The sequence below is a fragment of the Pseudomonas sp. PSE14 genome (assembly GCF_029203285.1).
In the GTDB taxonomy this organism is placed as follows: Bacteria; Pseudomonadota; Gammaproteobacteria; order Pseudomonadales; family Pseudomonadaceae; genus Pseudomonas.
Genome location: NZ_CP115669.1, coordinates 5,341,745 through 5,367,341 on the forward strand (window position 1 = coordinate 5,341,745; position 25,597 = coordinate 5,367,341).

The following is a 25,597-nucleotide window of genomic DNA, read 5'->3' on the forward strand; positions in this document are numbered from 1 at the left end:
TAGTCGAGGTGTTTTAGCCCTTTATCACGCTCGTGGATGATTCTGTGCGAGGTTCATTCACCAGACTAGACTGCGGCCATTCCCACGGAGGTCGATCCATGTCCGAGACCCTGCTCAGCTCCCGCAACCTCGCTTTCGAACTCTACGAAGTACTCGATGCCGAGGCCCTGACCCAGCGCGAACGCTTCGCCGACCACAACCGCGAGACCTTCGACGCCGCCCTGGGTACCGCCCGTGGCATCGCCGAGGAGCTGTTCGCCCCGCACAACCGCAAGAACGACGAGAACGAACCGCAGTACGTCGATGGCGGCGCGGTGCTGATCCCGGAGGTGAAGCCGGCGGTGGACGCCTTCAACGAGGCCGGCTTCCAGAACGCCTCGCGCAGCTTCGAACAGGGTGGCATGCAACTGCCGCACCTGCTGTCGCGCGCCTGCTTCGCGCACTTCCAGTCGGCCAACATCGCCACCTCGTCCTACCCGATGCTGAGCATGGGCGCCAGCCACCTGATCGAGACCTTCGGCAGCGACGAGCAGAAGCGCCTGTTCCTCCAGCCGATGATCGAGGGCCGCTGGTTCGGCACCATGGCCCTGACCGAGCCCCACGCCGGCTCGTCCCTGGCCGACATCCGCACCCGCGCGGAACCGGCTGCCGACGGCAGCTACCGGATCAAGGGCAACAAGATCTTCATCTCCGGCGGTGATCACCCGCTGTCGGACAACATCGTGCACATGGTCCTGGCCAAGCTGCCGGACGCGCCGCCCGGCGTGAAAGGCATCAGCCTGTTCATCGTGCCGAAGTTCCTGGTCAACGCCGACGGTTCCCTCGGCGCGCGCAACGACGTGGCCCTGGCCGGGCTGTTCCACAAGATGGGCTGGCGCGGCACCACCTCCACGGCGCTGAACTTCGGCGATAAAGGCGAGTGCGTCGGCTATCTGGTCGGCAAGCCGCACCACGGCCTGGCCTACATGTTCCAGATGATGAACGAGGCGCGCATCGGTGTCGGCATGGGCGCCATCATGCTCGGCTACGCCGGCTACCTGTACTCGCTGGAATACGCCCGCGAGCGCCCGCAGGGCCGCCCGGTAGACGCCAAGGACCCGACCTCGGCACCCGTGGCGATCATCGAGCACGCCGACGTGCGGCGCATGCTGCTGACCCAGAAAGCCTACGTCGAAGGCGCCTTCGACCTCGGCCTGTACGCCGCGCGCCTGGTGGACGACTGCGAGACCCTGCCCACCGAGGAGGAGCGCAAGCAGGCCCACGAGCTGCTCGACCTGCTCACCCCGATCGTCAAATCCTGGCCCTCGGAGTTCTGCCTCAAGGCCAACGAGTTGGCCATCCAGATCCTCGGCGGCCACGGCTACACCCGTGAATACCCGGTGGAGCAGTACTACCGCGACAACCGCCTGAACCCGATTCATGAAGGCACCCACGGCATCCAGTCGCTGGACCTGCTGGGCCGCAAGCTCGCGCAGAACAACGGCGCCGGCCTCAAGCAACTGACCCGCCTGATCAACCAGTGCTGCGCACGCGCCCAGGCGCACCCGTCGCTGGACACGTTGCGCGAGCCGCTGGAGCAATTGATGGCGCGCCTGTCGGCCACCACCCTGAGCCTGCTCGGCGACCTGATGCAGGGCCGCGTGGCCCAGGGCCTGGCCAACTCCGCGCTGTACCTGAAGGTATTCGGTCACGCGGTGATCGGCTGGCGCTGGCTGGAACAGGCGATCCGCGCCGAGGAGGGCCTGGCGCGTGGCGATGCAGCCGACACCGACTTCTACCGTGGCAAGCTGCAAGCCGCACGCTACTTCCTGACCTGGGAAGTACCGTCCTGCCACCACGAACTGGCCTTGCTCGAAGCCCGCGACGACACCTGTTCGACCATGCAGGACACCTGGTTCTAGTCCTGCATGCCCCTCCTGCCCCGGTCACGTCCGGGGCTTTTTTTACCCACAGTCCAGAGCGGTGCAGCAGCACCCGGCTGACCTTTTTCCCTCATCAACAACCAAAAAGCCTGACAAACACCAGCAAACCAGCCTACAGCGAAACCTGGGTGACCTGCCGTTGAATAGCGCCCGCGCAACTTCACGACCGTCACGCCCATGACCACGCACTCCCCGACACGCCCTCGCCTCCTGCACGTCCTGCTGTCCCTGCTCTCCACCGTCATCGGGCTGACCTGCATGGTCCATTTGCTGAGCCCGGACTCGGCGGACGCACTCCCCGCTGAAAGCCCGTTGCGTATCCCGACGCAGTCGCTGAGCGCCGCCCCCATCTACAGCGAACCCAGCGCCGAAGCCTTCGAGCACGTCGACCAGTACCTGAAGCTCATCGACAAGGCGATGATCGACGGGCTGGCCGTGCTGCGCGGCGGCGACGGCCCCTCCATCGCCTCGCAGAGCCGCTACTTCAATGCGCTGGTGAATGCCGGCTACGCCCAGTTCGGCTCCTCCTACCAGGAGCCGCTGGGCAGTTGCGGCGCCGCCGGCAGTTCGGCACGGAGCCTCTGGCATGCGCAGATCCGTACCGTCAGTGGCCCCCGCCAGGAAGACCCGTCCGGCGAAGTGCGCAAGGCACTTCTCACCCTGCAACAGGACCGGGAAGCCTGCCTCCTGGCGGCCCGGCTCGTTCCCGATGAGCCGCTGCGCTGGGCACCCGCGACACTGTCCGCCCTCAACCTGATCCCCGCCTGGAGCAATGCCGCGCCCTGGCCGGAAATCATCGCTGAACGAACCTCAACTAACCTTTGACAGCCTTGCAAATCCGCAGGTTAGAATCTCTTGGCATGCGGCCTGCATCCTGATCCCCGAGTAGCGTCGCCACTCCCCAACTCCCCTGGAGGTCGACACTTTGGATGCCGTGGCCATCAACAGCTATTTCCTGATCGCTGCTGTGCTGATCGGCATGAGCATCCTGGTCAGCTCGCTGTCCTCGCGACTGGGCATCCCGATCCTGGTCATCTTCCTCGCCGTGGGCATGGTCGCCGGCACCGACGGCCCCGGCGGCATCGGCTTCTCCAACTATCCCATCGCCTACCTGGTGGGCAACCTGGCGCTGGCCGTGATCCTTCTCGACGGCGGTTTGCGCACGCGGGTGGCGAGTTTCCGTGTGGCACTCTGGCCGGCGCTATCGCTGGCCACGGCCGGGGTGCTGATCACCGCCGGCCTGACCGGTATCGCCGCCGCCTGGCTGTTCAAGCTGAGCTGGATGGAAGGCCTGCTGATCGGCGCCATCGTCGGTTCCACCGACGCCGCGGCGGTGTTTTCCCTGCTGGGCGGCAAAGGCCTCAACGAACGGGTCACCGCCACCCTGGAAATCGAGTCGGGCAGCAACGACCCGATGGCGGTGTTCCTCACCGTCACCCTGATCGACATGCTCGCCCACGGCGAGAGCGGCATGAGCTGGAGCTTCCTCTGGCATTTCCTGCGCGAGTTCGGCATCGGCTCGCTGCTCGGCCTGGGCGGCGGCTGGCTGCTGCTGCAGGTGATCAACCGTATCCACCTGGCCAGCGGCCTCTACCCGCTGCTGGTGATCAGCGGCGGCCTGCTGATTTTCGCCGTGTCCAACGCGGTGCATGGCAGCGGCATCCTTGCCATCTATCTGTGCGGCCTGATGCTGGGCAACCAGCCGATCCGTTCCCGTCACGGCATCCTGCACATGCTCGATGGCATGGCCTGGCTGGCGCAGATCGGCATGTTCCTGGTCCTCGGCCTGCTGGTCACACCCCACGACCTCTGGCCCATCGCCCTGCCGGCGCTGGGTCTGGCGCTGTGGATGATCCTCTTCGCCCGCCCGCTCTCGGTGCTGGTCGGCCTGATTCCGTTCCGCGCCTTCCATGGCCGCGAGAAGGCCTTCATCGCCTGGGTCGGCCTGCGCGGCGCGGTGCCGATCATTCTCGCGGTGTTCCCGCTGATGGCGGGCTTGCCCAACGCGCAGCTGTTCTTCAACGTGGCCTTCTTCATCGTGCTGGTCTCGCTGCTGGTGCAAGGCACCAGCCTGCCCTGGGCCGCCAAGCTGCTGCGGGTGATTGTGCCGCCGGACCCGGCGCCGATCTCCCGTGCCGGCCTGGAGGTCCACCCGACCAGTGAGTGGGAGCTGTTCGTCTATCACCTGAGCAAGGAAAAGTGGTGCATCGGCGCCGCCCTGCGCGAGCTGAAGATGCCCGACGGCACCCGTATCGCCGCCCTGTTCCGGGGCACCCAGCTGCTGCACCCGTCCGGCAGTACCATCCTCGAGGCCGACGATATCCTTTGTGTGATCGGTCACGAGCATGACCTCCCCGCCCTGGGCAAACTGTTCAGCCAGGCGCCGGACCGCGGTCTGGGTGCGCGCTTCTTCGGCGATTTCGTCCTCGAAGGCGACGCCCAGCTCTCGGCCGTGTCCTCGCTGTATGGCCTGAAGCTGGAAGGCGTGGACGGCGAGCAGACACTGGGCCGCTTCATCGCCCACGAAATCGGCGGCCAGGCGATCATCGGCGACCAGGTGGAATGGAACGGCCTGACCTGGACCGTCGCCGCCCTGGACGGGAACAAGATCCGCAAGGTGGGGGTCAAATTCCCCGAAGGCCGCCCCGGCCCCGGTCTGTTCCTCTGACCGCCTACCGGCGCTCGCTTGCGGGCGCCGGCCAGCCAGCACTAACCTCACTCCACTTTCCGCACGAGCCGCTGATCGCGACCATGTCATTCCTGCTGCGTACCCTGCTCACCGTCGTCCTCCTGGGCGGCTCGCTCACCGGCCTGCCCGCGCTGGCCGCCGACACAACCCCGCCCAGTGCCGACCAGGTACAGCAGAGCCTCGACGGCCTGGCCGAGCGCAAACTGCCGGAGGCCGACGCCAAGCTGATCAAGGCGAGCCTTGAGAACACCCTTAAGCTGCTGGCGGCCAAGAGCGACAGCGAGAAGCAACTGGCCGACCTCAAGGGCCGGCTGAGTGATGCGCCCCGGCTGATCAGCGAGAACCAGAAGACCCTGAGCCGCCTCAAGGGCAGCAGCGACAAACCGGCCACGCAGCGCTACGCCGGCTACAACGCCGTCCAACTGGAAATGCTGCTCAACGAACAATCCACCCAGCTGGCCACCTGGCAGAAGGAGATGGCCGACGCCAAGAGCGAGGCGCTCACCGCGCAAACCCGCCCCGAGCGCGCCCAGGCTGACCTGAGCAGGAACCAGACCCGCCTGCTGGAAATCGCCGGACTCCTCAAGGCCGGCAAGGAAAGCGGCAAGCCGTTGGGTGACGAACATCGCGACGAGCTGCTGGCCGAACAGGCCGCGCTCACCGCGCAGAACCAGTTGCTGCGCCAGCAACTGGCCGGCAACAACCTGTTGCTCGACCTCGCCTCCAGTCAGCGCGACCTGCTGGCAGAACGCATCGGTCGCGAGGAGCAGGAGACCCTCGAACTGCAGACAATGATCAGCGGCAAGCGCCGCGAACAGTCTGAGAGAACCGTCGCCGCGCTGTCCAAGGACGCCGACCAGGCCGCCGGCACCGACAGCCTGGTCAGCCAGGAAAGCGCCACCAACCTCAAGCTCTCGGACTACCTGCTGCGCACCACCGACCGCCTCAACACCCTGACCCGGCGCAACCTCGAAGCCAAGCAGCAACTCGACAACCTGACCCAGGGCGAGCAGGCGCTGGACGAGCAGATCAACGTCCTGCGCGGCAGCCTGCTGCTGGCGAAGATCCTCTACCAGCAGAAGCAATCCCTGCCGGTGATCAGGACCGACCGCGACCTGGCCGACGAAATCGCCGACCTGCGCCTGTACCAGTTCGAACTGAACCAGAAGCGCGATGAGCTGAACAGCTCCGAGATCTACATCGACAACCTGCTGGCACAGCAGCCACAGGAAAGCATCACCCCGCAACTGCGCCGCGACCTGAACGAGCTGGTCAACACCCGCCTGGAGCTGATGGAGCGCCTCAACCATGAGTTGAATGCGCTGCTCAACGAGGCGATCACCCTGCAGCTGAACCAGAAGCAGCTCAAGGAAACCGCCGACAAGCTGCGCGACACCCTCGACGAGCAGATGTTCTGGATTCCCAGCAATCGCCCGCTGGACCTGTCGTGGTTCAAGATGACCCCGGTCCTGTTGCATCACCAGCTTTCCGAGGTGCCCTGGGGCTCGGGCGTGAAGGAGCTGGGCGAGGGCCTGATCGACCGTCCGTTCCTGTTCCTGCCGCTGCTCCTGCTGGTCGCCGGCCTGCTGTGGAAGCGCCGTTTCCTCTACGACAAGCTGGAATCGCTGAACGACGACATCGGCCACTTCAAGCGCGACAGCCAGGCGCACACCCCACTGGCCCTGCTGCTCGCCGTGCTACTGGCGTTGCCCGGCACCCTGGCACTGGCCATCGGCGGCCTGGCCTTGCTGCTCGACGCCCGCGGACAGAACGCCACCCTCGGCAGCGCCCTGCTGGAAATGGCCCAGGTCTGGCTGGTGTTCTACACCGCACACCGCATCCTGCGTCCGGGCGGCATCGCCGAGCGGCACTTCCACTGGAGCCAGCCACAGGTGCAGTTCCTCGGCAAGCTGATGCGCCGACTGGGCCTGGTGGTGATGTCGCTGGTTGCCGTGGTCACGGTCGCCGAGCACCAGCCGGCCAGCCTGGCGGATGACGTGATCGGCATCGCTATCGTGCTGTTCGGCTATGCCGCGATGACCTGGATACTCGGCCAGCTGCTGTTCGGCAGCCCCTCCAGCGAACGCCCGTCGATGATCAAGATGATCGTCGGCCTGGGCTTCACCGTGCTGCCGGTGGCGCTGTTCCTGGCAGTGGGCTTCGGCTACTACTACACCGCGCTCAAGCTCACCGACCGCCTCATCGACACCCTCTTCCTGCTGATGTTCTGGATGGTGGTGGAAGCCACCTTCGTCCGCGGCATGGGCGTCGCCGCCCGTCGCCTGGCCTACCAGCGCGCCCTGAAGAACCGACAGAACGCGCCCAAGGAAGGCATCGAAGGCACCGAGGTGATCGAGGAGCCGACCCTGGGCATCGAGCAGATCAACGAACAGTCGATGCGACTGATCCGTCTGGGCCTGTTGATCGGCTTCGTGGTCACCCTGTACTGGGTCTGGGCCGACCTGATCAGCGTGGTCTCCTACCTCGACAACGTGACCCTCTACCAGTACACCAGCGGTACCGGTGACGCGGCGTCCACCACGCCGATCAGCCTGGGCGACTTCCTCATGGCCCTGGTGATCGCCGCAGTGACCGTCGCTCTGGCGCGCAACCTCCCCGGCCTGCTGGAGGTGCTGGTATTGCAGCGCCTGACCCTGGCCCAGGGCAGCGCCTACGCCATCACCACCCTGCTCTCCTACGCCATCAGCGGCGTCGGCTTCGTCAGCGCGCTGTCCACCCTTGGGGTGAGCTGGGACAAGCTGCAGTGGCTGGTGGCCGCGCTGTCGGTCGGCCTGGGCTTCGGCCTGCAGGCGATCTTCTCCAACTTCGTCTCCGGCCTGATCATCCTCTTCGAGCGTCCGGTGCGGATCGGCGACGTGGTGACCATCGGCAGCCTGTCCGGCACCGTCAGCCGGATTCGCATCCGCGCCACCACCATCACCGACTTCGACCGCAAGGAAATCATCGTCCCCAACCAGACCTTCATCACCGGCCAGCTGGTGAACTGGTCGTTGAGCGACACGGTGACCCGGGTCACCATAAAGATCGGCCTGGCCTACGAAAGCGACCTGCCCCTGGCGCGCAAGATCATGCTCGACGCGGCTCACGCCAACTCGCGCATCCTTCGCGACCCGGAGCCGGTGCTGTACTTCACCACCATCAGCGCCAGCACCTTCGACTACGAACTGCGTTTCCACGTGCGCGAACTGGGCGACCGCAACCCGGCGGTGGATGAAACCCTGACCCGCATCGCCCTGGCCTTCCGCGAAAAAGGCATCGACATGGCGTTCAACCAGGTCGACGTGTTCGTGAAGAACCTGCAAGGCCAGGAAGCCCAGTTGATCATTGGCCAACAGCCCTCTGCTACGCCGGTTCAGCTCAAGCCAGCGCAGGACAAGCCCGACGCCGGCAAGGCCTGAGGGTGGACGCCTCCGGATAAATCCGAGCACAATGCTCGGACTTATCCGGAGTCACCCAGTGAAAAAGCTCGACGAACTCGTCTTCGATAACCGCTTCGCCCGCCTGGGCGACGTCTTTTCCACCGAAGTCCTGCCCGACCCCATCGCCGACCCGCGCCTGGTCATCGCCAGCACCTCGGCCATGGCGCTGCTAGACCTCGACCCAAGCGAAGCGGACGACCCGGTGTTCGCCGAAATCTTCGCCGGCCACAAGCTGTGGGACGCGGCCGAGCCACGGGCGATGGTCTACTCAGGGCACCAGTTCGGCGCCTACAACCCGCGCCTGGGCGATGGTCGCGGCCTGCTGCTGGGCGAAGTGCTGAACGACGCCGGCGAACACTGGGACCTGCACCTCAAGGGCGCCGGACAGACACCCTACTCACGCATGGGCGACGGCCGCGCAGTGCTGCGCTCTTCGATCCGCGAATTCCTCGCCAGCGAATACCTCAATGCGCTGGGCATCCCCACCAGCCGCGCCCTATGCGTCACCGGCTCGAGCACCACGGTATGGCGCGAGACCAAGGAAACCGGCGCCATGCTGCTGCGCCTGGCGCCCAGCCACGTACGCTTCGGCCACTTCGAGTATTTCTACTACACGAAGCAGGAAGAGCATCTGAAGACCCTGGGCGAGTTCGTCCTGCGCGAATACTTCCCGCAATGCCTGAGCGATGAGAAACCCTACCTCGCCCTCTTCCGCGAAGTGGTCGAACGCAACGCCGAGATGATCGCGCTCTGGCAGGCCTACGGCTTCTGCCACGGGGTGATGAACACCGACAACATGTCGATCCTCGGCATCACCTTCGACTACGGCCCCTACGCCTTCCTCGACGACTTCGACGCCAACCACATCTGCAACCACTCCGACGACATGGGCCGCTACTCCTTCAGCAACCAGGTGCCCATCGCCCACTGGAACCTCGCCGCGCTGGGCCAGGCGCTGACGCCCTTCGTCGAAGTCGACGACCTGCGCGCCACCCTGGACCTGTTCCTGCCGCTCTACCAGGCCCACTACCTCGACCTGATGCGCCGCCGCCTGGGGCTGACCACAGCGGAAGACGGCGACCTGGAACTGGTGCAAACCCTGCTGCAGGCCATGCAGAAAGGCGCGGTGGACTACTCGCTGTTCTTCCGCCGCCTCGGCGAGCAGGCACCGGAGCAGGCGCTGGCGGTGGTGCGTGAGGACTTCGTCGACCTGGCGACCTTCGACGCCTGGGCTGCCGAGTACCGCGCCCGCGCCGAGCGCGAAGGTGGCAGCCAGGAAGACAGGCGAGCGCGCATGCACGCGGTCAACCCGCTCTACGTCCTGCGCAACTACCTCGCCCAGCAAGCCATCACAGCCGCCGAACAGGGCGACTACAGCGTGGTGCGCCGCCTGCATGAAGTGTTGAGCAAGCCATTCGAAGAGCAGCCCGGTGCCGAGGCCTTCACCCGCCGTCCGCCGGACTGGGGCAAGCACCTGGAGATCAGTTGTTCCTCGTGAGTCGGTTATAAGCTCAGCGAAAAGCGATCTAGCGGCGCCCCGGCGGTATTGCTCCCGGTCATTGACCGACGCCGGACGCCGCTCGCATCCTCGGGCCTTTCTGCCACAAGGATGCTCGAACAATGAAACTGGAAACCCTCGCCATTCACGCCGGCTACAGCCCCGACCCGACCACCAAGGCCGTGGCCGTGCCGATCTACCAGACCAGCTCCTACGCCTTCGACGACACCCAGCACGGCGCCGACCTGTTCGACCTGAAAGTCGCCGGCAACATCTACACCCGAATCATGAACCCCACCAACGCGGTGCTGGAGGAGCGCGTGGCGGCGCTGGAAGGCGGGGTCGGTGCACTGGCCGTAGCCTCGGGCATGGCCGCCATCACCTACGCCATTCAGACCGTGGCCGAAGCCGGCGACAACATCGTCTCGGTGGCCAAGCTCTACGGCGGCACCTACAACCTGCTCGCCCACACCCTGCCGCGCTTCGGCATCCAGACCCGCTTCGCGCCCCATGACGACATCGCCGCCCTCGAAGCGCTGATCGACGAGCGCACCAAGGCGGTGTTCTGCGAATCCATCGGCAACCCGGCGGGCAACATCGTCGACCTGCAGGCCCTGGCCGACGCCGCGCACCGCCACGGCGTGCCGCTGATCGTCGACAATACCGTCGCCACGCCGATCCTCTGCCGGCCCTTCGAGCACGGCGCGGACATCGTCGTGCATTCGCTGACCAAGTACATCGGCGGCCACGGCACCAGCATCGGCGGCATCGTCGTCGACTCCGGCAACTTCCCCTGGGCCGAGAACAAGGCGCGCTTCCCGCTGCTCAACACCCCGGACCCGTCCTACCACGGCGTGACCTACACCGAAGCCTTCGGCCCCGCCGCCTTCATCGGCCGCTGCCGCGTGGTGCCGCTGCGCAACACCGGCGCCGCGCTGTCGCCGTTCAACGCCTTCCTCATCCTGCAGGGCCTGGAAACCCTGGCGCTGCGCATGGAGCGCCACTGCGACAACGCCCTGAAAGTCGCGCGCTACCTGCAGGAACATCCGCAGGTGAACTGGGTGAAATACGCAGGCCTCGCCGACCACCCCGAGCACGCCCTGGCCCAGCGCTACATGGGCGGCCAGCCGGCGGCGATCCTCTCCTTCGGCATCCAGGGCGGACAGGAAGCCGGCGCGCGCTTCATCGACGCACTGAAGCTGGTGGTACGCCTGGTGAACATCGGCGACGCCAAGTCCCTGGCCTGCCACCCGGCCTCCACCACCCACCGCCAGCTCAACGACGAGGAACTGGAGAAGGCCGGCGTACCGCGCGACATGGTGCGCCTGTCCATCGGCATCGAGCATATCGACGACATCCTCGCCGACCTCGCCCAGGCGCTGCGGGCTGCCGAGGGTTGAAACCCGGACCGCGAGGCTCCACCTTGGCGTCATAGCCTCTGGAGCCTCGCCATGTCCGAATCCCTGATCATCCCCTGCCCGCAGTGCAACGGCCTCAACCGCGTACCCGCCGAGCGCCTGGGCGACGCGCCGCGCTGCGGCCGCTGCCAGTCGCCGGTCATCGTCGACCGCCCCTTCGAGCTGAACGAAGCCGGCTTCGCCGCCCAGGCCAAGGGCGACCTGCCGCTGCTGGTGGACGTCTGGGCCGACTGGTGCGGTCCGTGCAAGAGCTTTGCGCCGGTATTCGAGCAGGCGGCCGCGCGCCTGTCCGGAAAAGTGCGTCTGGCCAAGCTGGACAGCGATGCCAACCCGAACCTCTCCACGCGCCTGGGCATCCGTTCGATTCCCAGCCTGATCCTGCTGCGCAACGGCCAGGAAGTGGCGCGCCAGAGCGGCGCCATGCCGCTGCCACAGCTGCTCGACTGGCTGGCTCGCAACGGTATCTGACGCCCTCATCCACTGAGCGATCCGGTCAATCCGCGCGGTCATTGCCAGACCGTGCGGTGCAGCTAGTCTTGGGCAGACGATAAACAGGCGAAACGGAGCGCGCCCATGTCCTACCCCGAAGCATTCATCCGCCAGCTCACCGAAGAACACATCGCCTTCGTCAAACGCACGGGCCTGAAGGCCGAAGTGCTGGAAGCAGGCCATGTGCGCCTGCGTATGCCGCTCAAGGGCAACGAGAACCACATCCACAACATGTACGCCGGCGCCCTGTTCACCGTGGCCGAACTGCCGGGCGGCGTGCTCATGATGACCAGCTTCGACGCTCGACGCTTCTACCCGATCGTCAAGGAAGCCGGACTGCGCTTCCTGCGCCCCGCCGCCAGCGACATTACTGTCGACGCCCGGCTCAGCGAGGACGAAATCCAGCGCATCGGCGAGGAAGCGACCACCAACGGCAAGGCCGACTTCGTGCTCGACCTGCAACTCAAGGATGAGAACGGCGACGTTGTCGCCGAGAGCCACGCCGTCTATCAACTGCGTAGCCGCTGACGATGGGCCGTTGTCCTGTATCAAGGTGAAATTTCCTACATGGCGCGACAGTGGTGGCATCACAGAGGGACGCCACCATGTACAGGAACCTGCTCGTCGCCCACGACCTCAGCGTGGAAGCGGACATTGCGGTACGCCGCGCCGCCCAACTGGCCCGCCAGCATGGCGCGCACGTCACCTTGCTGCATGTGATCGAGGAGTACTTCCCCGACCGCATGATGGACACCGTCCGTGAGGCCGCCGAGGTCGCGTTGCGCGATGCCGTGGCGGCCAACGCCATTGCCGACTACCAGTTGCTGATCCGCCAGGGCCGCGCCGCGACCACCGTCACCCAGGCGGCACAGGAGCTCAAGGCCGACCTGCTGCTGATCGGTGCGCATCACCAGCAGATTCTTGAACGCTTCGACGGCACCACTCTGGAGCGCATCGCCCGTCATTGCCGCACGCCGATTCTGCTGGCAGTGGATGAATCCGCCGAACCCTACACCCGCGCACTGGCGGGACTGGACCTGTCACTGTGCTCCTGCCAGGCCTGGCGAGCCGGCTACCGGCTGCTGCCGACCAGCGCGCAGCTGCTGGCGCTCAATGCCTACCAGCCCGGCAGGACCGGGCGCGCCGACGAGCATCTGGAGACCCAGCGCGCGCTGCTGCGCCAGACACTGCAGGATGAGCGCGCACAGTTGCCGGCCGAAGGGCCGCAACTGCTCTGTGCGGTGCAACCGGGAAACTTCCAACAGGCGCTGGAGACCGCGCTGCGGGAATGGACGCCAGACCTGCTGGTGCTCGGCAGTCGCAGTCGCGGCCCCATCGAGCAGGCCATGCTCGGCAGTTCGACCCGCTACTTCCTGCGTCGGCCGCCGTGCGACATTCTCATCTCGCAGTGAGGCGCCGCCGGGCACGCCCCCTGGGCGGGAGCGTTTGATCTGCCGGGAGCTCAGGCTTCCAGCAGGTTGTGCAGCTCGACGAACTGCTGGGTCAGCTTGTGTCGCGGATCGAGGAAGATCAGCGGCGTGCACGCCTGGTGCGACTCACGCATTTTCACCGAGCTCATCAGGTACACCGGCAGCACCGGCAGCTCCTCTTCCACCAGTTCATCCAGCAACTGCTGCGGCAAGGTCGCACGCGGCTGGAACTGGTTGACCACGATGCCCTCGACTTCCAGGTCCTCATTGTGGTCCTCCTTCAGCTCCTCGATCTCCTGCAGCAGGCCGTAGAGCGCCTGGCGAGAGAAGCTGTCGCAGTCAAAGGGAATCAGGCAGCGATCGGCGGCGATCAGCGCCGAGACGGTGTAGAAGTTCAGCGCCGGCGGGGTGTCAAGGTAGATCCGGTCGTAGTCCTCGGCCAGCTCATCCAGCAGTTTGCGCAGCTTGTTGATCTTGTGCTTCTGCTCGAGCTTGGGTTGCAGGTCGGCCAGCTCCGGGCTCGCGGTGACCACGTGCAGGTTGTCGAAGGGCGTCTCGTAGATATCGACCTTGCCCTTGCGGCTGAAGGGGCCGGACGAGAGGGTCTGCTTGAAGAAGTCGGCGATTCCTACCGGCAGGTCCTCACCGGTCAGCCCGGTCAGGTAGTGCGTCGAGTTGGCCTGGGCATCCAAGTCCACCAGCAGCGTGCGATACCCCTCCGCCGCACTGACCGCCGCCAGGTTGCAGGCAATGCTCGATTTGCCCACTCCACCTTTCTGATTGAACACCACGCGCCGCATGAGCCTGCCTCCGAAGCCATTCGAGTGTCCGGATTCTATGCAATGGCCATGACAACGGCGAGCCCTCCGTCGAACGGTCAGCCGTCGGCGCGCAAAGCGGCTACTTCGCGGGTCAGCAGATCGATGAAGGACTGCGCCAGCGGCGAGCGTTCGTCGCGCCGACGTACCAGCCACACCGAGCTGGTCGCCCCCGGATCGAGCAGCGTGCGGTAGACAACACCGTCCACCCGCGTGCGACGGAACGAGGCCGGCAGCATGGAGACGCCCAGCCCGGCGGCCACCAGGCCGATGATGGTCATGGCCTCGCCGGCCTCCTGGGCGATGCGCGGGCTAAAGCCGGCCTGCCGCGACAGGGCGATCAACTGGCTGTAAAGGCCGGTGCCATAGCTGCGGGGAAAGAACACGAAAGGCTCATCCGCCAGCGCGGCAAACTCCAGGCCGTCCAGGCTGGACTCGGCCAGCGGGTGGTCGGCCCGGAGCACCGCCACCAGCGGCTCGCTGAACAGCTCCACCGCCTCCAGGGTTTCCGGCAGGGCGATCGGCCGGATCAGCCCGACCTGCACCCGCTCCTCCAGCAGGGCCTGCACGGCCTGGCCGCTGCTCAGCTCCTGCAGTTCCAGGTGAACGTCCGGGTAGGCCTGGCGGAACGCCAGGATGCTGCGCGGCAGGGTCGAGGTGAAGGGTGCGGAGGCGGTGAAACCGATCTTCAACTCGCCCAGTTCGCCCTGGTGCGCCCGGCGCGCCAGCAGCACCGCGCGATCGACCTGCTGCAGCACCTGCCGCGCCTCGGTCAGGAACAGCCGCCCCGCCTCGGTCAGCGCCACCCGTCGATTGGTGCGCTCCAGCAGACGCGCGCCGATCTCCTCTTCCAGCGCCTGGATCTGCTGGCTCAAGGGCGGCTGCGAGATGCCCAGTTGCTCGGCGGCACGGCCAAAGTGCAGCTCTTCGGCCACGGCAATGAAGTAACGCAGATGCCTCAATTCCATGCCACCACCATTGAGCCGAAATACATATCAAACGTGTCGATTAATATATTGGAAATAATAAAGACTGCTCCTTATCCTTGCCAGCACAAGCCCAATAACAACTCCAAAATCTTCCGCCATCCCCGTCGTACGGGCCTTTTCCGCCCCTGCGCGAGCCGAATCGAGGTGAGTTGTGAGTCAATCTGCGTTGCGGGCTCCAGAACCAGTCGAACCCGAGTTACTCAATGCCGCGCGCCAGGCGAATGCCAGCGTCGTCAGCGCGGTCGAAGAGATCGAGCGTTATATCGAGAAAGGCACCCCGGCCTTCATGCGCACCTCCCTGGCGCTGTTCTCCGGCGGCTTCGCCACTTTCGCCCTGCTCTACTGCGTGCAACCGATGATGCCGGTGCTGTCCAAGGCCTTCGACCTGACGGCGGCACAGAGCAGCCTGGTGCTATCGATCTCCACCATCACCATGGCCTTCGGCCTGTTGGTCACCGGGCCTATTTCCGACGCCATCGGGCGCAAGTCGATCATGGTCGCCTCGCTGATCCTCGCCGCCCTGTTCACCCTCGGCAGCGCAGTCATGCCGACCTGGCATGGCGTCCTGGCGATGCGCGCGCTGCTCGGCCTGTCGCTCAGCGGCCTGGCGGCGGTGGGCATGACCTACCTCTCCGAGGAAATCCATCCGCAGCACATCGGCCTGTCCATGGGGCTTTATATCGGCGGCAATGCCATCGGCGGGATGAGCGGGCGGTTGATCAGTGGCGTCCTGGTGGACTACGTGAACTGGCACGTGGCGCTGGCCACCCTGGGCGTGCTCGCCCTGGCGGCAGCGCTGCTGTTCTGGCGCATCCTGCCCGAGTCGAAGAACTTCCACCCGGCACCACTCAAGCCGCGCCAACTGGCCGAGGGCTTGCGCGGACACTTCCGCGATGCCGGCCTGCCCTGGCTGTTCCTTGTAGGCTTCCTGCTGATGGGGGCGTTCGTCACCCTGTTCAACTACATCGGCTACCGCCTGCTGGCAGACCCGTACCACCTGAGCCAGGCAGTGGTCGGCGTGCTCTCGGTGGTCTACCTGTCAGGCATCTACAGCTCCGCCTGGGTCGGCTCCCTGGCCGACCGCCTGGGCCGGCGCAAGGTGCTCTGGGCGATGATCGCGCTGATGCTCGGCGGCCTGCTGATCACCCTGCTGCAACCGCTGGCCCTGGTGCTGGTCGGCATGCTGGTGTTCACCTTCGGCTTCTTCGGCGCGCACTCGGTAGCCAGCAGCTGGATCGGCCGCCGCGCGCTGAAAGCCAAAGGCCAGGCGTCGTCGTTGTACCTGTTCAGCTACTACGTGGGCTCCAGCGTCGCCGGCACCGCCGGCGGGGTGTTCTGGCACCACTATGGCTGGAACGGTGTGGGGCTTTTCATCGCCGGCCTGCTGGTGATTGCGCTGCTGGTGGCATTGCACCTGGCCCGACTTGCAGTGTTACCGCGCGACCTGCCCGCACTTGCCAGACACGGGTAATTTCTACACACATCTTGCAAAACATATCCAAAAACGACACTGGACGGTCGTACAAGGATAACTTCATGCATCCCTACGACGCCCTTCATGCGGGCGTTGTAGCACTTCTTCCCACTCTACGACTAAAGTCGTAACAAAATATGGCGCGTTCCTTGCGTCAAGAAAAATGCACGACTTGTTGGAATCCTGAAACGGACCTCGGCTCCCGCAGTACGCAATTCCCTCCTGTAGTTGTAGGTAAAGCATGAGCAGTACTCCTTCTTCCGGCCTCTCCCAGGGCCTGAAAAATCGTCACGTCACGATGCTTTCGATTGCCGGGGCCATTGGCGCCGGCCTGTTCGTAGGTTCCGGCCATGCCATCGCCGAGGCCGGTCCGGCAGTCATGATTTCCTATCTGGTCGCGGGCCTACTGGTGGTCCTGGTGATGCGCATGCTGGCCGAGATGGCCGTCGCGCAGCCGGACAGCGGCTCCTTCTCCACCTATGCCGACCGCGCCATCGGCCACTGGGCCGGTTTCACCATCGGCTGGCTGTACTGGTGGTTCTGGGTCCTGGTGATCCCGCTGGAAGCCAACGCCGCCGCGGCCATCATCCACGCCTGGTTCCCCGGCGCGCCGATCTGGGTACTGGCCTTCGTGATCACTTCCGCGCTGACCATCACCAACCTGTTCAGTGTGAAGAACTACGGTGAGTTCGAGTTCTGGCTGGCGCTGATCAAGGTCGTCTCGATCATCGCCTTCCTGATTCTGGGCTGCGCAGCCATCTTCGGCTTCTCGCCCAACAGCGAAGTCTCCGGCATCGGCCACCTGACCAGCGAAGGCTTCATGCCCAAGGGCTGGGGTGCCGTACTCGCCGCGCTGCTGACCACCATGTTCTCCTTCATGGGTTCGGAGATCGTCACCATCGCCGCCACCGAGTCCAAGGACCCGGCGCAGCAGATCACCCGCGCCACCAACTCGGTGATCTGGCGTATCGCGCTGTTCTACCTGCTGTCGATCCTGATCGTGGTCTGCCTGGTGCCGTGGAACGATCCGCGCCTGGTGAGCATGGGCTCCTACCAGACCGTGCTGGAGCACCTGCACATCCCGTACGCCAAGCTGATCGTCGACATCATCGTGCTGGTCTCGGTGACCAGTTGCCTGAACTCGGCGCTCTACACCGCCTCGCGCATGATGTACTCCCTGAGCAAGCGCGGCGACGCGCCGAAGATCGCCCAGGTGACCAGCGTCAGCCGCACCCCGGTGTACGCCGTGCTGCTGTCCACCGCCATGGCCTTCCTGTGCACCTTCGCCAACTACCTGGCCCCGGCCGAAGTGTTCAACTTCCTGCTGGCCAGCTCCGGCGCCATCGCCCTGCTGGTGTACCTGGTGATCGCCCTGTCGCAACTGCGCATGCGCAAGAAGCTGCTCGCCCAGGGCCATCAGCTGAAGCTGAAGATGTGGCTGTTCCCTTGGCTGACCTGGGCGGTGATCATCTTCATCGTCGGCGCCCTCGCGATCATGCTGATCCGCCCGGATCACCGCATGGAAGTGGTCGCCACCACCCTGCTGACCGTCGTGGTGGTCTGCTCGGGCCTGCTGGTGTCGAACCGTCGCAAGGCCCAGAGCGCCGCCGGATTGGTGGGCGATGCTGCGTGATGCACTCTGATGGGGCCTGAGGCTCCATGAGGGAAAAAAGCCCCGCTACAGAGCGGGGCTTTTTCATTGTGTCGTGAAATATCGTGCCGTCAGGCCGATCGCGAGCAAGCTCGCTCCTACAGGTAGCCGGTAAGTACAGTGCGCTCTGTGTAGGAGCGAGCTTGCTCGCGAACCCGCTTAGCCACAGAACCTACCGGCGAATCACGCAAACCGAGACCCGAAAAAGAAGAAGCCCCGCAGATGCGGGGCTTTTCAGTTCAGCGCCAGGTTCAGTGGTACTGCGCCGACAGCTCGTGCACCGCCTCGAAGAAGGCGCCGGCATGGGCCGGATCGACTTCCGGGGTGATTCCGTGGCCGAGGTTGAACACGTGCCCATTGCCGTTACCAAAGGCGCCAAGGATGCGAGCGACTTCGGCACGGATGGCTTCCGGCTTGGCATGCAGCACCGCCGGGTCCATGTTGCCCTGCAGCGCCACCTTGTCGCCAACGCGGGCGCGGGCGCAGCCAATGTCGCAGGTCCAGTCCAGGCCCAGGGCTTCGGCGCCGGTGTTGGCCATGGATTCCAGCCACAGGCCGCCACCCTTGGTGAAGAGGATCACCGGCACGCGGCGACCTTCGTGTTCGCGGATCAGGCCGTCGACGATCTTCTGCATGTAGGCCAGGGAGAACTCCTGGTACGCCGCCGCCGACAGCGCGCCGCCCCAGGAATCGAAGATCTGCACCGCCTGGGCGCCGGCGAGGATCTGACCGTTCAGGTAGTTGGTGACCGACTGCGCCAGCTTGTCCAGCAGCGCGTGCAGGGCCTGCGGGTTGTCGTAGAGCATCGCCTTGGTCTTGCGGAAGTCACGGCTGGAGCCGCCTTCGACCATGTAGGTGGCCAGGGTCCAGGGGCTGCCGGAGAAGCCGATCAGCGGCACGCGGCCGTTCAGCTCGCGGCGGATGGTGCGCACGGCGTCCATCACGTAGCCCAGGTCCTTCTCCGGATCGGGGATCGGCAGGGCATCGATGTCGGCCTGGGTGGTCACGACCTTCTTGAAACGCGGGCCTTCGCCGGTCTCGAAGTACAGGCCCTGGCCCATGGCGTCGGGGATGGTGAGGATGTCGGAGAAGAGGATCGCGGCATCCAGCTGCGGGTAACGGTCCAGCGGCTGCAGGGTCACTTCGCAGGCCATCTGCGGGTTCATGCACAGGCTCATGAAGTCACCGGCCTTGGCGCGGGTGGCGCGGTATTCCGGCAGGTAGCGGCCGGCCTGGCGCATCATCCAGACGGGGGTGACATCGACGGGCTGCTTGAGCAGGGCGCGGAGGAAGCGATCGTTCTTCAGGGCAGTCATAACGGCATCCGGAAAAAAAGTGCGGGCATTTTCGCAAAGCCCAAACGAAAAGGCACGGCGGGTGCCGTGCCTTTTGTCTTGCGCGACATTTGGTCGCTGCTGGAAGTGCTTTTCGTAGGACCGAGGGGACGCCTAGTCCTTGCTCGCGAATGCCCCGCTGCGGGGCAAGTTCGCGAGCAAGCTCGCTCCTACAAACTCCCGATCAGACGCCCAGGTAGTCCAGAATGCCTTCAGCAGCCGTACGCCCTTCGAAGATCGCGGTCACCACCAGGTCGGAACCCCGGACCATGTCTCCACCGGCGAAGATCTTCGGATTGCTGGTCTGGTGCTTGAACTGCGCGGCGGCCGGGGCGATGACGCGGCCCTGGCTGTCGATTTCCACCTGGTGCTGGTCGAACCACGGGGCCGGGCTCGGGCGGAAGCCGAAGGCGATCAGCACGGCTTCGGCCGGGATGATTTCCTCGGAGCCCGGGATCGGCTCGGGGCTGCGACGGCCACGGGCATCCGGCTCGCCGAGACGGGTCTCGACCACCTTAACGCCTTCCACCTTGTCCTCGCCGACGATGGCGATGGGCTGGCGGTTGAAGAGGAACTTCACGCCCTCTTCCTTGGCGTTCTTCACCTCTTTGCGCGAGCCAGGCATGTTCTCTTCGTCACGACGGTAGGCGCAGGTCACGCTCTTGGCCCCCTGGCGGATCGAAGTACGGTTGCAGTCCATCGCGGTGTCGCCACCGCCCAGCACCACGACACGCTTGCCCTTCATGTCGACAAAGTCTTCCGGCGACTTCTCGAAGCCCAGATTGCGGTTCACGTTGGCGATCAGGAAGTCCAGCGCATCGTGCACGCCGGGCAGGTCCTCGCCGGGGAAGCCGCCTTTCATGTAGGTGTAGGTGCCCATGCCCATGAACACGGCATCGTACTCATCGAGCAGTTGCTCCATGGTCACGTCCTTGCCAATCTCGGTGTTCAGGCGGAACTCGATGCCCATGCCGGTGAAGACTTCTCGGCGACGGGACAGCACCTGCTTCTCCAGCTTGAACTCGGGGATGCCGAAGGTCAGCAGGCCGCCGATTTCCGGGTTCTTGTCGAACACCACCGGAGTCACGCCGTTGCGCACCAGCACATCGGCGCAGCCCAGGCCCGCCGGGCCCGCGCCGATCACGGCGACGCGCTTGCCGGTGGGCTTGACCTTGGACATGTCCGGGCGCCAGCCCATGGCGAACGCGGTGTCGGTGATGTACTTCTCCACCGAACCGATGGTGACCGCGCCGAACCCGTCGTTCAGGGTGCAGGCGCCTTCGCACAGGCGGTCCTGCGGGCACACCCGGCCGCAGACTTCCGGCAGGGTGTTGGTCTGGTGGGACAGTTCGGCGGCGGCGAGGATGTTGCCTTCGGAGACCAGCTTCAACCAGTTGGGGATGAAGTTGTGCACCGGGCACTTCCACTCGCAATACGGGTTGCCGCAGCCCAGGCAGCGGTGGGCCTGGTCGGCCGCCTGCTGCGGCTTGAACAGGTCATAGATTTCCACGAACTCGCGCTTGCGTTGGCGCAGGAGCTTCTTCTTCGGATCCTTGCGCCCGACTTCGATGAACTGGAAGTCGTTATTCAGACGTTCAGACATTTTCAGACCTCATCAAACTTCAGGCGCTTATTGCGGGTTGGCACGGGTGCTGGTCAGCAGGGAACCGAGGCTTGCAGCCTTGGGTTTCACCAGCCAGAACCGACGCAGGTAGTCGTCGAGGTTCTCCAGCAGATGTGCGCCCCACTCACTCGCGGTTTCCGCCACGTACTCGACCAGGACCTTGCGCAGGTGGCTGCGGTAGGCCTCCATCGCTTCGCCGCTGATGCGCTGGATTTCCACCAGTTCATGGTTCACGCGGTCAACGAAGGTGTTGTCCATGTCGAGGACGTAAGCGAAGCCACCGGTCATGCCGGAGCCGAAGTTGTAGCCGGTCTTGCCCAGTACGCAAATGAAGCCGCCGGTCATGTATTCGCAGCAGTGGTCACCGGTGCCTTCCACGACGGCATGGGCACCGGAGTTGCGCACGCCGAAACGCTCGCCCGCGGTACCCGCGGCGAACAGCTTGCCGCCGGTGGCGCCGTACAGGCAGGTGTTGCCGACGATGGCCGACTCCTGCGACTTGAACGGGCTGCCCTTGGGCGGGGTGACGACCAACTTGCCGCCGGTCATGCCCTTGCCTACGTAGTCGTTGGCGTCACCTTCCAGGTACAGGTGCAGGCCGCCGGCGTTCCATACGCCGAAGCTCTGCCCCGCAGTGCCCTTGAAGCGGAAGGTGATCGGCGCCTTGGCCATGCCCTGGTTGCCGTGGACCTTGGCGATCTCACCGGAAATCCGCGCGCCAATGGAACGGTCGCAGTTGCAGATGTCCAGCTCGTATTCGCCGCCCTTGGCGCCTGCGATGGCGTCGCGGGCCAGCTCGACCATCTTCTCGGCCAGCAGGCCTTGGTCGAACGGCGGGTTCTTCTCCACGATGCAGAACTGCGGCTTCTCGGCCGGGATCAGGTCGCTGCCCAGCAGCGGCGTGAGATCGAGGTTGCCCTGCTTGGGCGTCTCGCCCGGCAGGATTTCCAGCAGGTCGGTGCGGCCGATCAGCTCTTCCAGGCTGCGCACGCCAAGCTTGGCCAGCCACTCACGGGTCTCGCTGGCGATGAAGGTGAAGAAGTTCACCACCATGTCCACGGTGCCGATGAAGTGGTCCTTGCGCAGCTTGTCGTTCTGGGTGGCGACGCCGGTGGCGCAGTTGTTGAGATGGCAGATGCGCAGGTACTTGCAGCCCAGGGCGATCATCGGCGCGGTGCCGAAGCCGAAGCTTTCGGCGCCGAGGATCGCGGCCTTGATGACGTCCAGACCGGTCTTCAGGCCGCCGTCGGTCTGCACGCGGACCTTGCCGCGCAGGTCGTTGCCGCGCAGGGTCTGGTGCGCCTCGGCGAGGCCCAGCTCCCACGGCGAACCGGCGTACTTGATGGAGGTGATCGGCGAGGCGCCGGTACCGCCGTCGTAGCCGGAGATGGTGATCAGGTCGGCATAGGCCTTGGCCACGCCGGCGGCGATGGTGCCTACACCCGGTTCGGACACCAGCTTCACCGACACCAGCGCCTGCGGGTTGACCTGCTTGAGGTCGAAGATCAGCTGGGCGAGGTCTTCGATGGAGTAGATGTCGTGGTGCGGCGGCGGCGAGATCAGGGTCACGCCGGGCACGGCATAGCGCAGGCGGGCGATCAGGCCGTTGACCTTGCCGCCGGGCAGCTGGCCGCCTTCGCCGGGCTTGGCGCCCTGGGCCACCTTGATCTGCAGGACTTCGGCGTTGACCAGGTATTCCGGGGTCACACCGAAGCGGCCGGTGGCCACCTGCTTGATCTTCGAGCTTTTCAGCGTGCCGTAGCGCGCCGGGTCTTCGCCACCCTCACCGGAGTTGGAGCGGCCGCCCAGGCGGTTCATGGCTTCGGCCAGAGCCTCGTGGGCCTCCGGCGACAGCGCGCCGAGGGAGATACCGGCGGCGTCGAAGCGCTTGAAGATGGCTTCCAGCGGCTCGATTTCGTCCAGGCTCAGCGGCTGCTCGGAGGTTTTCACCTTGAGCAGGTCGCGCAGCATGGAGACCGGACGCTGGTCCACCAGCGCGGTGTATTCCTTGAACTTGGCGTAGTCGCCCTGCTGCACGGCGGCCTGCAGGGTGTTCACCACGTCCGGGTTGTAGGCGTGGTACTCGCCGCCATAGACGAACTTCAGCAGGCCGCCCTGCTGGATCGGCTTACGGTTGTTCCAGGCTTCGAACGCGAGCAGCTTCTGCTCGTTCTCGATGTCGATGAAACGCGCGCCCTGGATGCGGCTCGGGGTGCCCGGGAAGCACAGGCCGGTGACTTCGTCGGACAGGCCGATGGCTTCGAACAGTTGGGCGCCACGGTAGGAGGCGATGGTGGAGATACCCATCTTCGAGAGGATCTTCAGCATCCCCTTGGAGATGCCCTTGCGGTAGTACTTGAAGACCTCGTAGAGGTCGCCCAGCACTTCGCCGGTGCGGATCAGGTCGGCCAGCACCTCGTAGGCGAGGAACGGGTAGACCGCGGACGCACCGAAGCCCACCAGCACCGCGAAGTGATGCGGGTCACGGGCGGTGGCGGTTTCCACCAGGATGTTGGAGTCGCAGCGCAGACCGGTCTGCACCAGGCGGTGGTGCACGGCGCCGACAGCCAGGGCCGCGTGCACCGGCAGCTTGCCGGGGGCGATGTGACGGTCGGACAGCACCAGCAGCACCTTGCCGGCGCGCACGGCTTCCTCGGCTTGGTCGGCGATGTTGCGCACGGCCGCTTCGAGGCCGACGGACTCGTCGTAGTTCAGGTCGATGTGATGACGATCGAAGCCCGGACGCTCCAGGTTCATCAGGGTCCGCCACTTGGCCGGGGAGATCACCGGGGTGGTCAGGATCGCCTGATTGGCGTGGTGCGGGGACTCTTCGAAGATGTTCTGCTCGATGCCCAGACAGGTTTCCAGGGACATCACGATCGCTTCGCGCAGCGGGTCGATCGGCGGGTTGGTAACCTGCGCGAAGACCTGGCGGAAGTAGTCGTAGGGCGAGCGAATGCGCTTGGACAGCACCGCCATCGGGGTGTCGTCGCCCATCGAGCCGACCGCTTCCTGGCCCTGCTCGGCGAGCGGGCGCAGCACTTGGTCACGCTCCTCGAAGGTGACCTGGAACATTTTCATGTACTGCTTGAGCTGGTCGCCGTCGTAGCTGGCAACGCCCTGATCATCGTCCAGGGTGGCCTGGATGCGCAGCGCGCTCTGGCGCAGCCACTGCTTGTACGGGTGGCGCGACTTCAGGCGATTGTCGATGTCCTCGGTCTGCAGCAGCTGGCCGGTCTCGGTGTCCACCGCGAGGATCTGGCCTGGGCCGACGCGGCCCTTGGCGATGACGTCCTCGGGCTTGTAATCCCACACGCCGATTTCCGAGGCGAGGGTGATGTAGCCGTTCTTGGTGGTAACCCAGCGCGACGGGCGAAGGCCGTTGCGGTCGAGCAGGCAGACGGCGTAGCGGCCGTCGGTCAGCACGACGCCGGCGGGGCCGTCCCACGGCTCCATGTGCAGCGAGTTGAATTCGTAGAACGCGCGCAGGTCGGCGTCCATGGTCTCGACGTTCTGCCAGGCCGGCGGAATGATCATGCGCAGGCCACGGAACATGTCCATGCCGCCGGTGACCATCAGCTCGAGCATGTTGTCCATGCTGGAGGAGTCCGAACCCACGCGGTTGACCAGCGGGCCGAGCTCGTCCAGGTCAGGCATCCACTCGTTGGTGAACTTGCCGCGACGGGCCTGGGCCCAGTTGCGGTTGCCGGTGATGGTGTTGATCTCGCCGTTGTGCGCCAGCAGGCGGAACGGCTGGGCCAGCGGCCACTTGGGCAGGGTGTTGGTCGAGAAGCGCTGGTGGAAGACGCAGATGGCGGTCTTCAGGCGCTCATCGGAGAGGTCCGGATAGAAGGCGGCGAGGTCCGCCGGCATCATCAGGCCCTTATAGATGATGGTCTTGTGCGAGAAGCTGCAGACGTAGTGATCGGCGTCCTCGGCGTTGGCCACGGAAGAACGGCGACGGGAGCTGAACAGCTTGACCGCGAATTCCTGGTCGGACAGGCCTTCGCCGCCGATGAATACCTGCTCGATCTGCGGCAGGCGCTCCAGCGCCAGGCGACCCAGGACGCTGGTGTCGATCGGCACCTTGCGCCAGCCGACCAGTTTCAGGCCTGCACGCTCGATCTCGCGATTCATGTTCGCGCGGGCGGCTTCGGCTTTCACCGGGTCCTGGTTGAAGAAGACCATGCCCACGGCGTACTGCGCGGGCAGCTCGACACCGAAGGTCTCCTGGGCGACGGCGCGCAGGAATTGGTCGGGCTTCTGGATCAGCAGCCCACAGCCGTCCCCGGTTTTCCCGTCCGCGTTGATCCCACCTCGGTGGGTCATGCAGGTCAGTGCTTCGATGGCGGTTTGCAGAAGTTCATGGCTTGCCTCGCCCGTCATATGGGCGATCAGGCCGAATCCGCAGTTATCCTTGAACGTCTCAGGATGGTACAGACCTGCTTTCATAGGGAACTCTCACCGGCAAAACTTTTTTAATTTCCAGGGTCTGCTGACGTTTCGCCATCGCCCTGTTTCGCCTTTGCTGGCTTGTTTCCCGCGCACCTCAAAGGCACGGGCCGCATCTGACGTGCAGCGCCGTTCTAGCCCCTGGTTCACCTGGAATGACCGATCCGCGTCGTTTGCCACGTCTTACCCAACGTGGCGGCGGTTCCGGTCCTGGCCATGACGAAACGTCAGCAGACCCTCTATCAAGCGCTTTGCCTGTCTACTCGCTCAAGCGGCAAGTTTCCGATAGGCAAAGGGAGGTCATTGTACACACGGCGCGACTGACGTCACTTATTTTTTTGACGCACTGCCGACACCCGATGTCGCATT

16 protein-coding genes are annotated in these 25,597 nt (G+C 65.1%); 11 read left to right on the forward strand and 5 right to left on the reverse strand.

Features of this window, described 5'->3' with window-relative positions; genetic code table 11:
• The first annotated feature begins 98 nt into the window (after positions 1 to 98).
• From O6P39_RS24500 to O6P39_RS24540, 9 genes are all read left to right on the forward strand, one after another.
• Positions 99 to 1,901 carry an acyl-CoA dehydrogenase gene (locus O6P39_RS24500; RefSeq protein ID WP_275608969.1) on the forward strand — a complete coding sequence of 601 codons (1,803 nt, stop codon included), beginning with the start codon at positions 99 to 101 and terminating at the stop codon, positions 1,899 to 1,901.
• A 198-nt stretch (positions 1,902 to 2,099) separates the two neighbouring features.
• Positions 2,100 to 2,747 (forward strand): hypothetical protein, encoded by a 648-nt coding sequence (locus O6P39_RS24505; protein WP_275608970.1) that lies wholly within the window; start codon positions 2,100 to 2,102, stop codon positions 2,745 to 2,747.
• 100 nt (positions 2,748 to 2,847) lie between these two features.
• Positions 2,848 to 4,590 (forward strand): potassium/proton antiporter, encoded by a 1,743-nt coding sequence (locus O6P39_RS24510; protein WP_275608971.1) that lies wholly within the window; start codon positions 2,848 to 2,850, stop codon positions 4,588 to 4,590.
• 83 nt (positions 4,591 to 4,673) lie between these two features.
• Positions 4,674 to 8,030 (forward strand): mechanosensitive channel MscK, encoded by a 3,357-nt coding sequence (gene mscK, locus O6P39_RS24515; RefSeq protein WP_275608972.1) that lies wholly within the window; start codon positions 4,674 to 4,676, stop codon positions 8,028 to 8,030.
• Positions 8,031 to 8,088: 58 nt separating this feature from the next.
• A complete protein-coding gene (locus O6P39_RS24520; RefSeq protein ID WP_275608973.1) occupies positions 8,089 to 9,549 on the forward strand; it encodes a YdiU family protein in 1,461 nt (486 codons plus the stop codon).
• A 122-nt stretch (positions 9,550 to 9,671) separates the two neighbouring features.
• Entirely contained in the window at positions 9,672 to 10,949 is a 1,278-nt protein-coding gene (locus O6P39_RS24525; RefSeq protein WP_275608974.1) for a bifunctional O-acetylhomoserine aminocarboxypropyltransferase/cysteine synthase, read from the forward strand.
• A gap of 51 nt (positions 10,950 to 11,000) precedes the next feature.
• Entirely contained in the window at positions 11,001 to 11,435 is a 435-nt protein-coding gene (gene trxC / locus O6P39_RS24530; RefSeq protein WP_275608975.1) for a thioredoxin TrxC, read from the forward strand.
• Between the two features lie 105 nt (positions 11,436 to 11,540).
• The gene (locus tag O6P39_RS24535; protein WP_275608976.1) at positions 11,541 to 11,984 is read left to right on the forward strand and encodes a YiiD C-terminal domain-containing protein; all 444 of its coding nucleotides are present in this window, start codon (positions 11,541 to 11,543) and stop codon (positions 11,982 to 11,984) included.
• A gap of 77 nt (positions 11,985 to 12,061) precedes the next feature.
• Positions 12,062 to 12,868, forward strand: a complete 807-nt coding sequence (locus O6P39_RS24540; RefSeq protein WP_275608977.1) for a universal stress protein — start codon at positions 12,062 to 12,064, stop codon at positions 12,866 to 12,868.
• Between the two features lie 50 nt (positions 12,869 to 12,918).
• Here O6P39_RS24540 and O6P39_RS24545 read toward each other — a convergent pair whose 3' ends face one another.
• On the reverse strand, positions 12,919 to 13,686 hold the full coding sequence (locus O6P39_RS24545) for a ParA family protein (RefSeq protein WP_275608978.1): 768 nt from the start codon (positions 13,684 to 13,686) through the stop codon (positions 12,919 to 12,921).
• Between the two features lie 77 nt (positions 13,687 to 13,763).
• Positions 13,764 to 14,672: a LysR family transcriptional regulator gene (locus O6P39_RS24550; RefSeq protein ID WP_275608979.1), complete on the reverse strand. Its 909-nt coding sequence runs from the start codon at positions 14,670 to 14,672 to the stop codon at positions 13,764 to 13,766.
• Positions 14,673 to 14,844: 172 nt separating this feature from the next.
• Between O6P39_RS24550 and O6P39_RS24555 the strand changes: the two genes are divergently transcribed.
• A complete protein-coding gene (locus O6P39_RS24555; RefSeq protein ID WP_275608980.1) occupies positions 14,845 to 16,164 on the forward strand; it encodes an MFS transporter in 1,320 nt (439 codons plus the stop codon).
• Between the two features lie 244 nt (positions 16,165 to 16,408).
• A complete protein-coding gene (gabP, locus tag O6P39_RS24560; RefSeq protein ID WP_275608981.1) occupies positions 16,409 to 17,800 on the forward strand; it encodes a GABA permease in 1,392 nt (463 codons plus the stop codon).
• 269 nt (positions 17,801 to 18,069) lie between these two features.
• Here gabP and hemE read toward each other — a convergent pair whose 3' ends face one another.
• From hemE to gltB, 3 genes are all read right to left on the reverse strand, one after another.
• Positions 18,070 to 19,134 carry a uroporphyrinogen decarboxylase gene (hemE, locus tag O6P39_RS24565; protein WP_275608982.1) on the reverse strand — a complete coding sequence of 355 codons (1,065 nt, stop codon included), beginning with the start codon at positions 19,132 to 19,134 and terminating at the stop codon, positions 18,070 to 18,072.
• A gap of 202 nt (positions 19,135 to 19,336) precedes the next feature.
• Entirely contained in the window at positions 19,337 to 20,755 is a 1,419-nt protein-coding gene (locus O6P39_RS24570; RefSeq protein ID WP_017520506.1) for an FAD-dependent oxidoreductase, read from the reverse strand.
• A 27-nt stretch (positions 20,756 to 20,782) separates the two neighbouring features.
• Positions 20,783 to 25,228 carry a glutamate synthase large subunit gene (gene gltB / locus O6P39_RS24575; protein ID WP_275608983.1) on the reverse strand — a complete coding sequence of 1,482 codons (4,446 nt, stop codon included), beginning with the start codon at positions 25,226 to 25,228 and terminating at the stop codon, positions 20,783 to 20,785.
• Between the last annotated feature and the right edge of the window lie 369 nt (positions 25,229 to 25,597).

Coding starts and splice junctions, on each gene's coding strand:
- O6P39_RS24540 (WP_275608977.1), top strand. CDS start 12,062: ATGTACAGGAACCTGCTCGTCGCCCACGACCTCAGCGTGGAAGCGGAC.
- O6P39_RS24550 (WP_275608979.1), bottom strand. CDS start 14,672: ATGGAATTGAGGCATCTGCGTTACTTCATTGCCGTGGCCGAAGAGCTG.
- mscK (WP_275608972.1), top strand. CDS start 4,674: ATGTCATTCCTGCTGCGTACCCTGCTCACCGTCGTCCTCCTGGGCGGC.
- O6P39_RS24545 (WP_275608978.1), bottom strand. CDS start 13,686: ATGCGGCGCGTGGTGTTCAATCAGAAAGGTGGAGTGGGCAAATCGAGC.
- O6P39_RS24500 (WP_275608969.1), top strand. CDS start 99: ATGTCCGAGACCCTGCTCAGCTCCCGCAACCTCGCTTTCGAACTCTAC.
- hemE (WP_275608982.1), bottom strand. CDS start 19,134: ATGACTGCCCTGAAGAACGATCGCTTCCTCCGCGCCCTGCTCAAGCAG.
- O6P39_RS24525 (WP_275608974.1), top strand. CDS start 9,672: ATGAAACTGGAAACCCTCGCCATTCACGCCGGCTACAGCCCCGACCCG.
- gltB (WP_275608983.1), bottom strand. CDS start 25,228: ATGAAAGCAGGTCTGTACCATCCTGAGACGTTCAAGGATAACTGCGGA.
- O6P39_RS24570 (WP_017520506.1), bottom strand. CDS start 20,755: ATGTCTGAACGTCTGAATAACGACTTCCAGTTCATCGAAGTCGGGCGC.
- gabP (WP_275608981.1), top strand. CDS start 16,409: ATGAGCAGTACTCCTTCTTCCGGCCTCTCCCAGGGCCTGAAAAATCGT.
- trxC (WP_275608975.1), top strand. CDS start 11,001: ATGTCCGAATCCCTGATCATCCCCTGCCCGCAGTGCAACGGCCTCAAC.
- O6P39_RS24505 (WP_275608970.1), top strand. CDS start 2,100: ATGACCACGCACTCCCCGACACGCCCTCGCCTCCTGCACGTCCTGCTG.
- O6P39_RS24535 (WP_275608976.1), top strand. CDS start 11,541: ATGTCCTACCCCGAAGCATTCATCCGCCAGCTCACCGAAGAACACATC.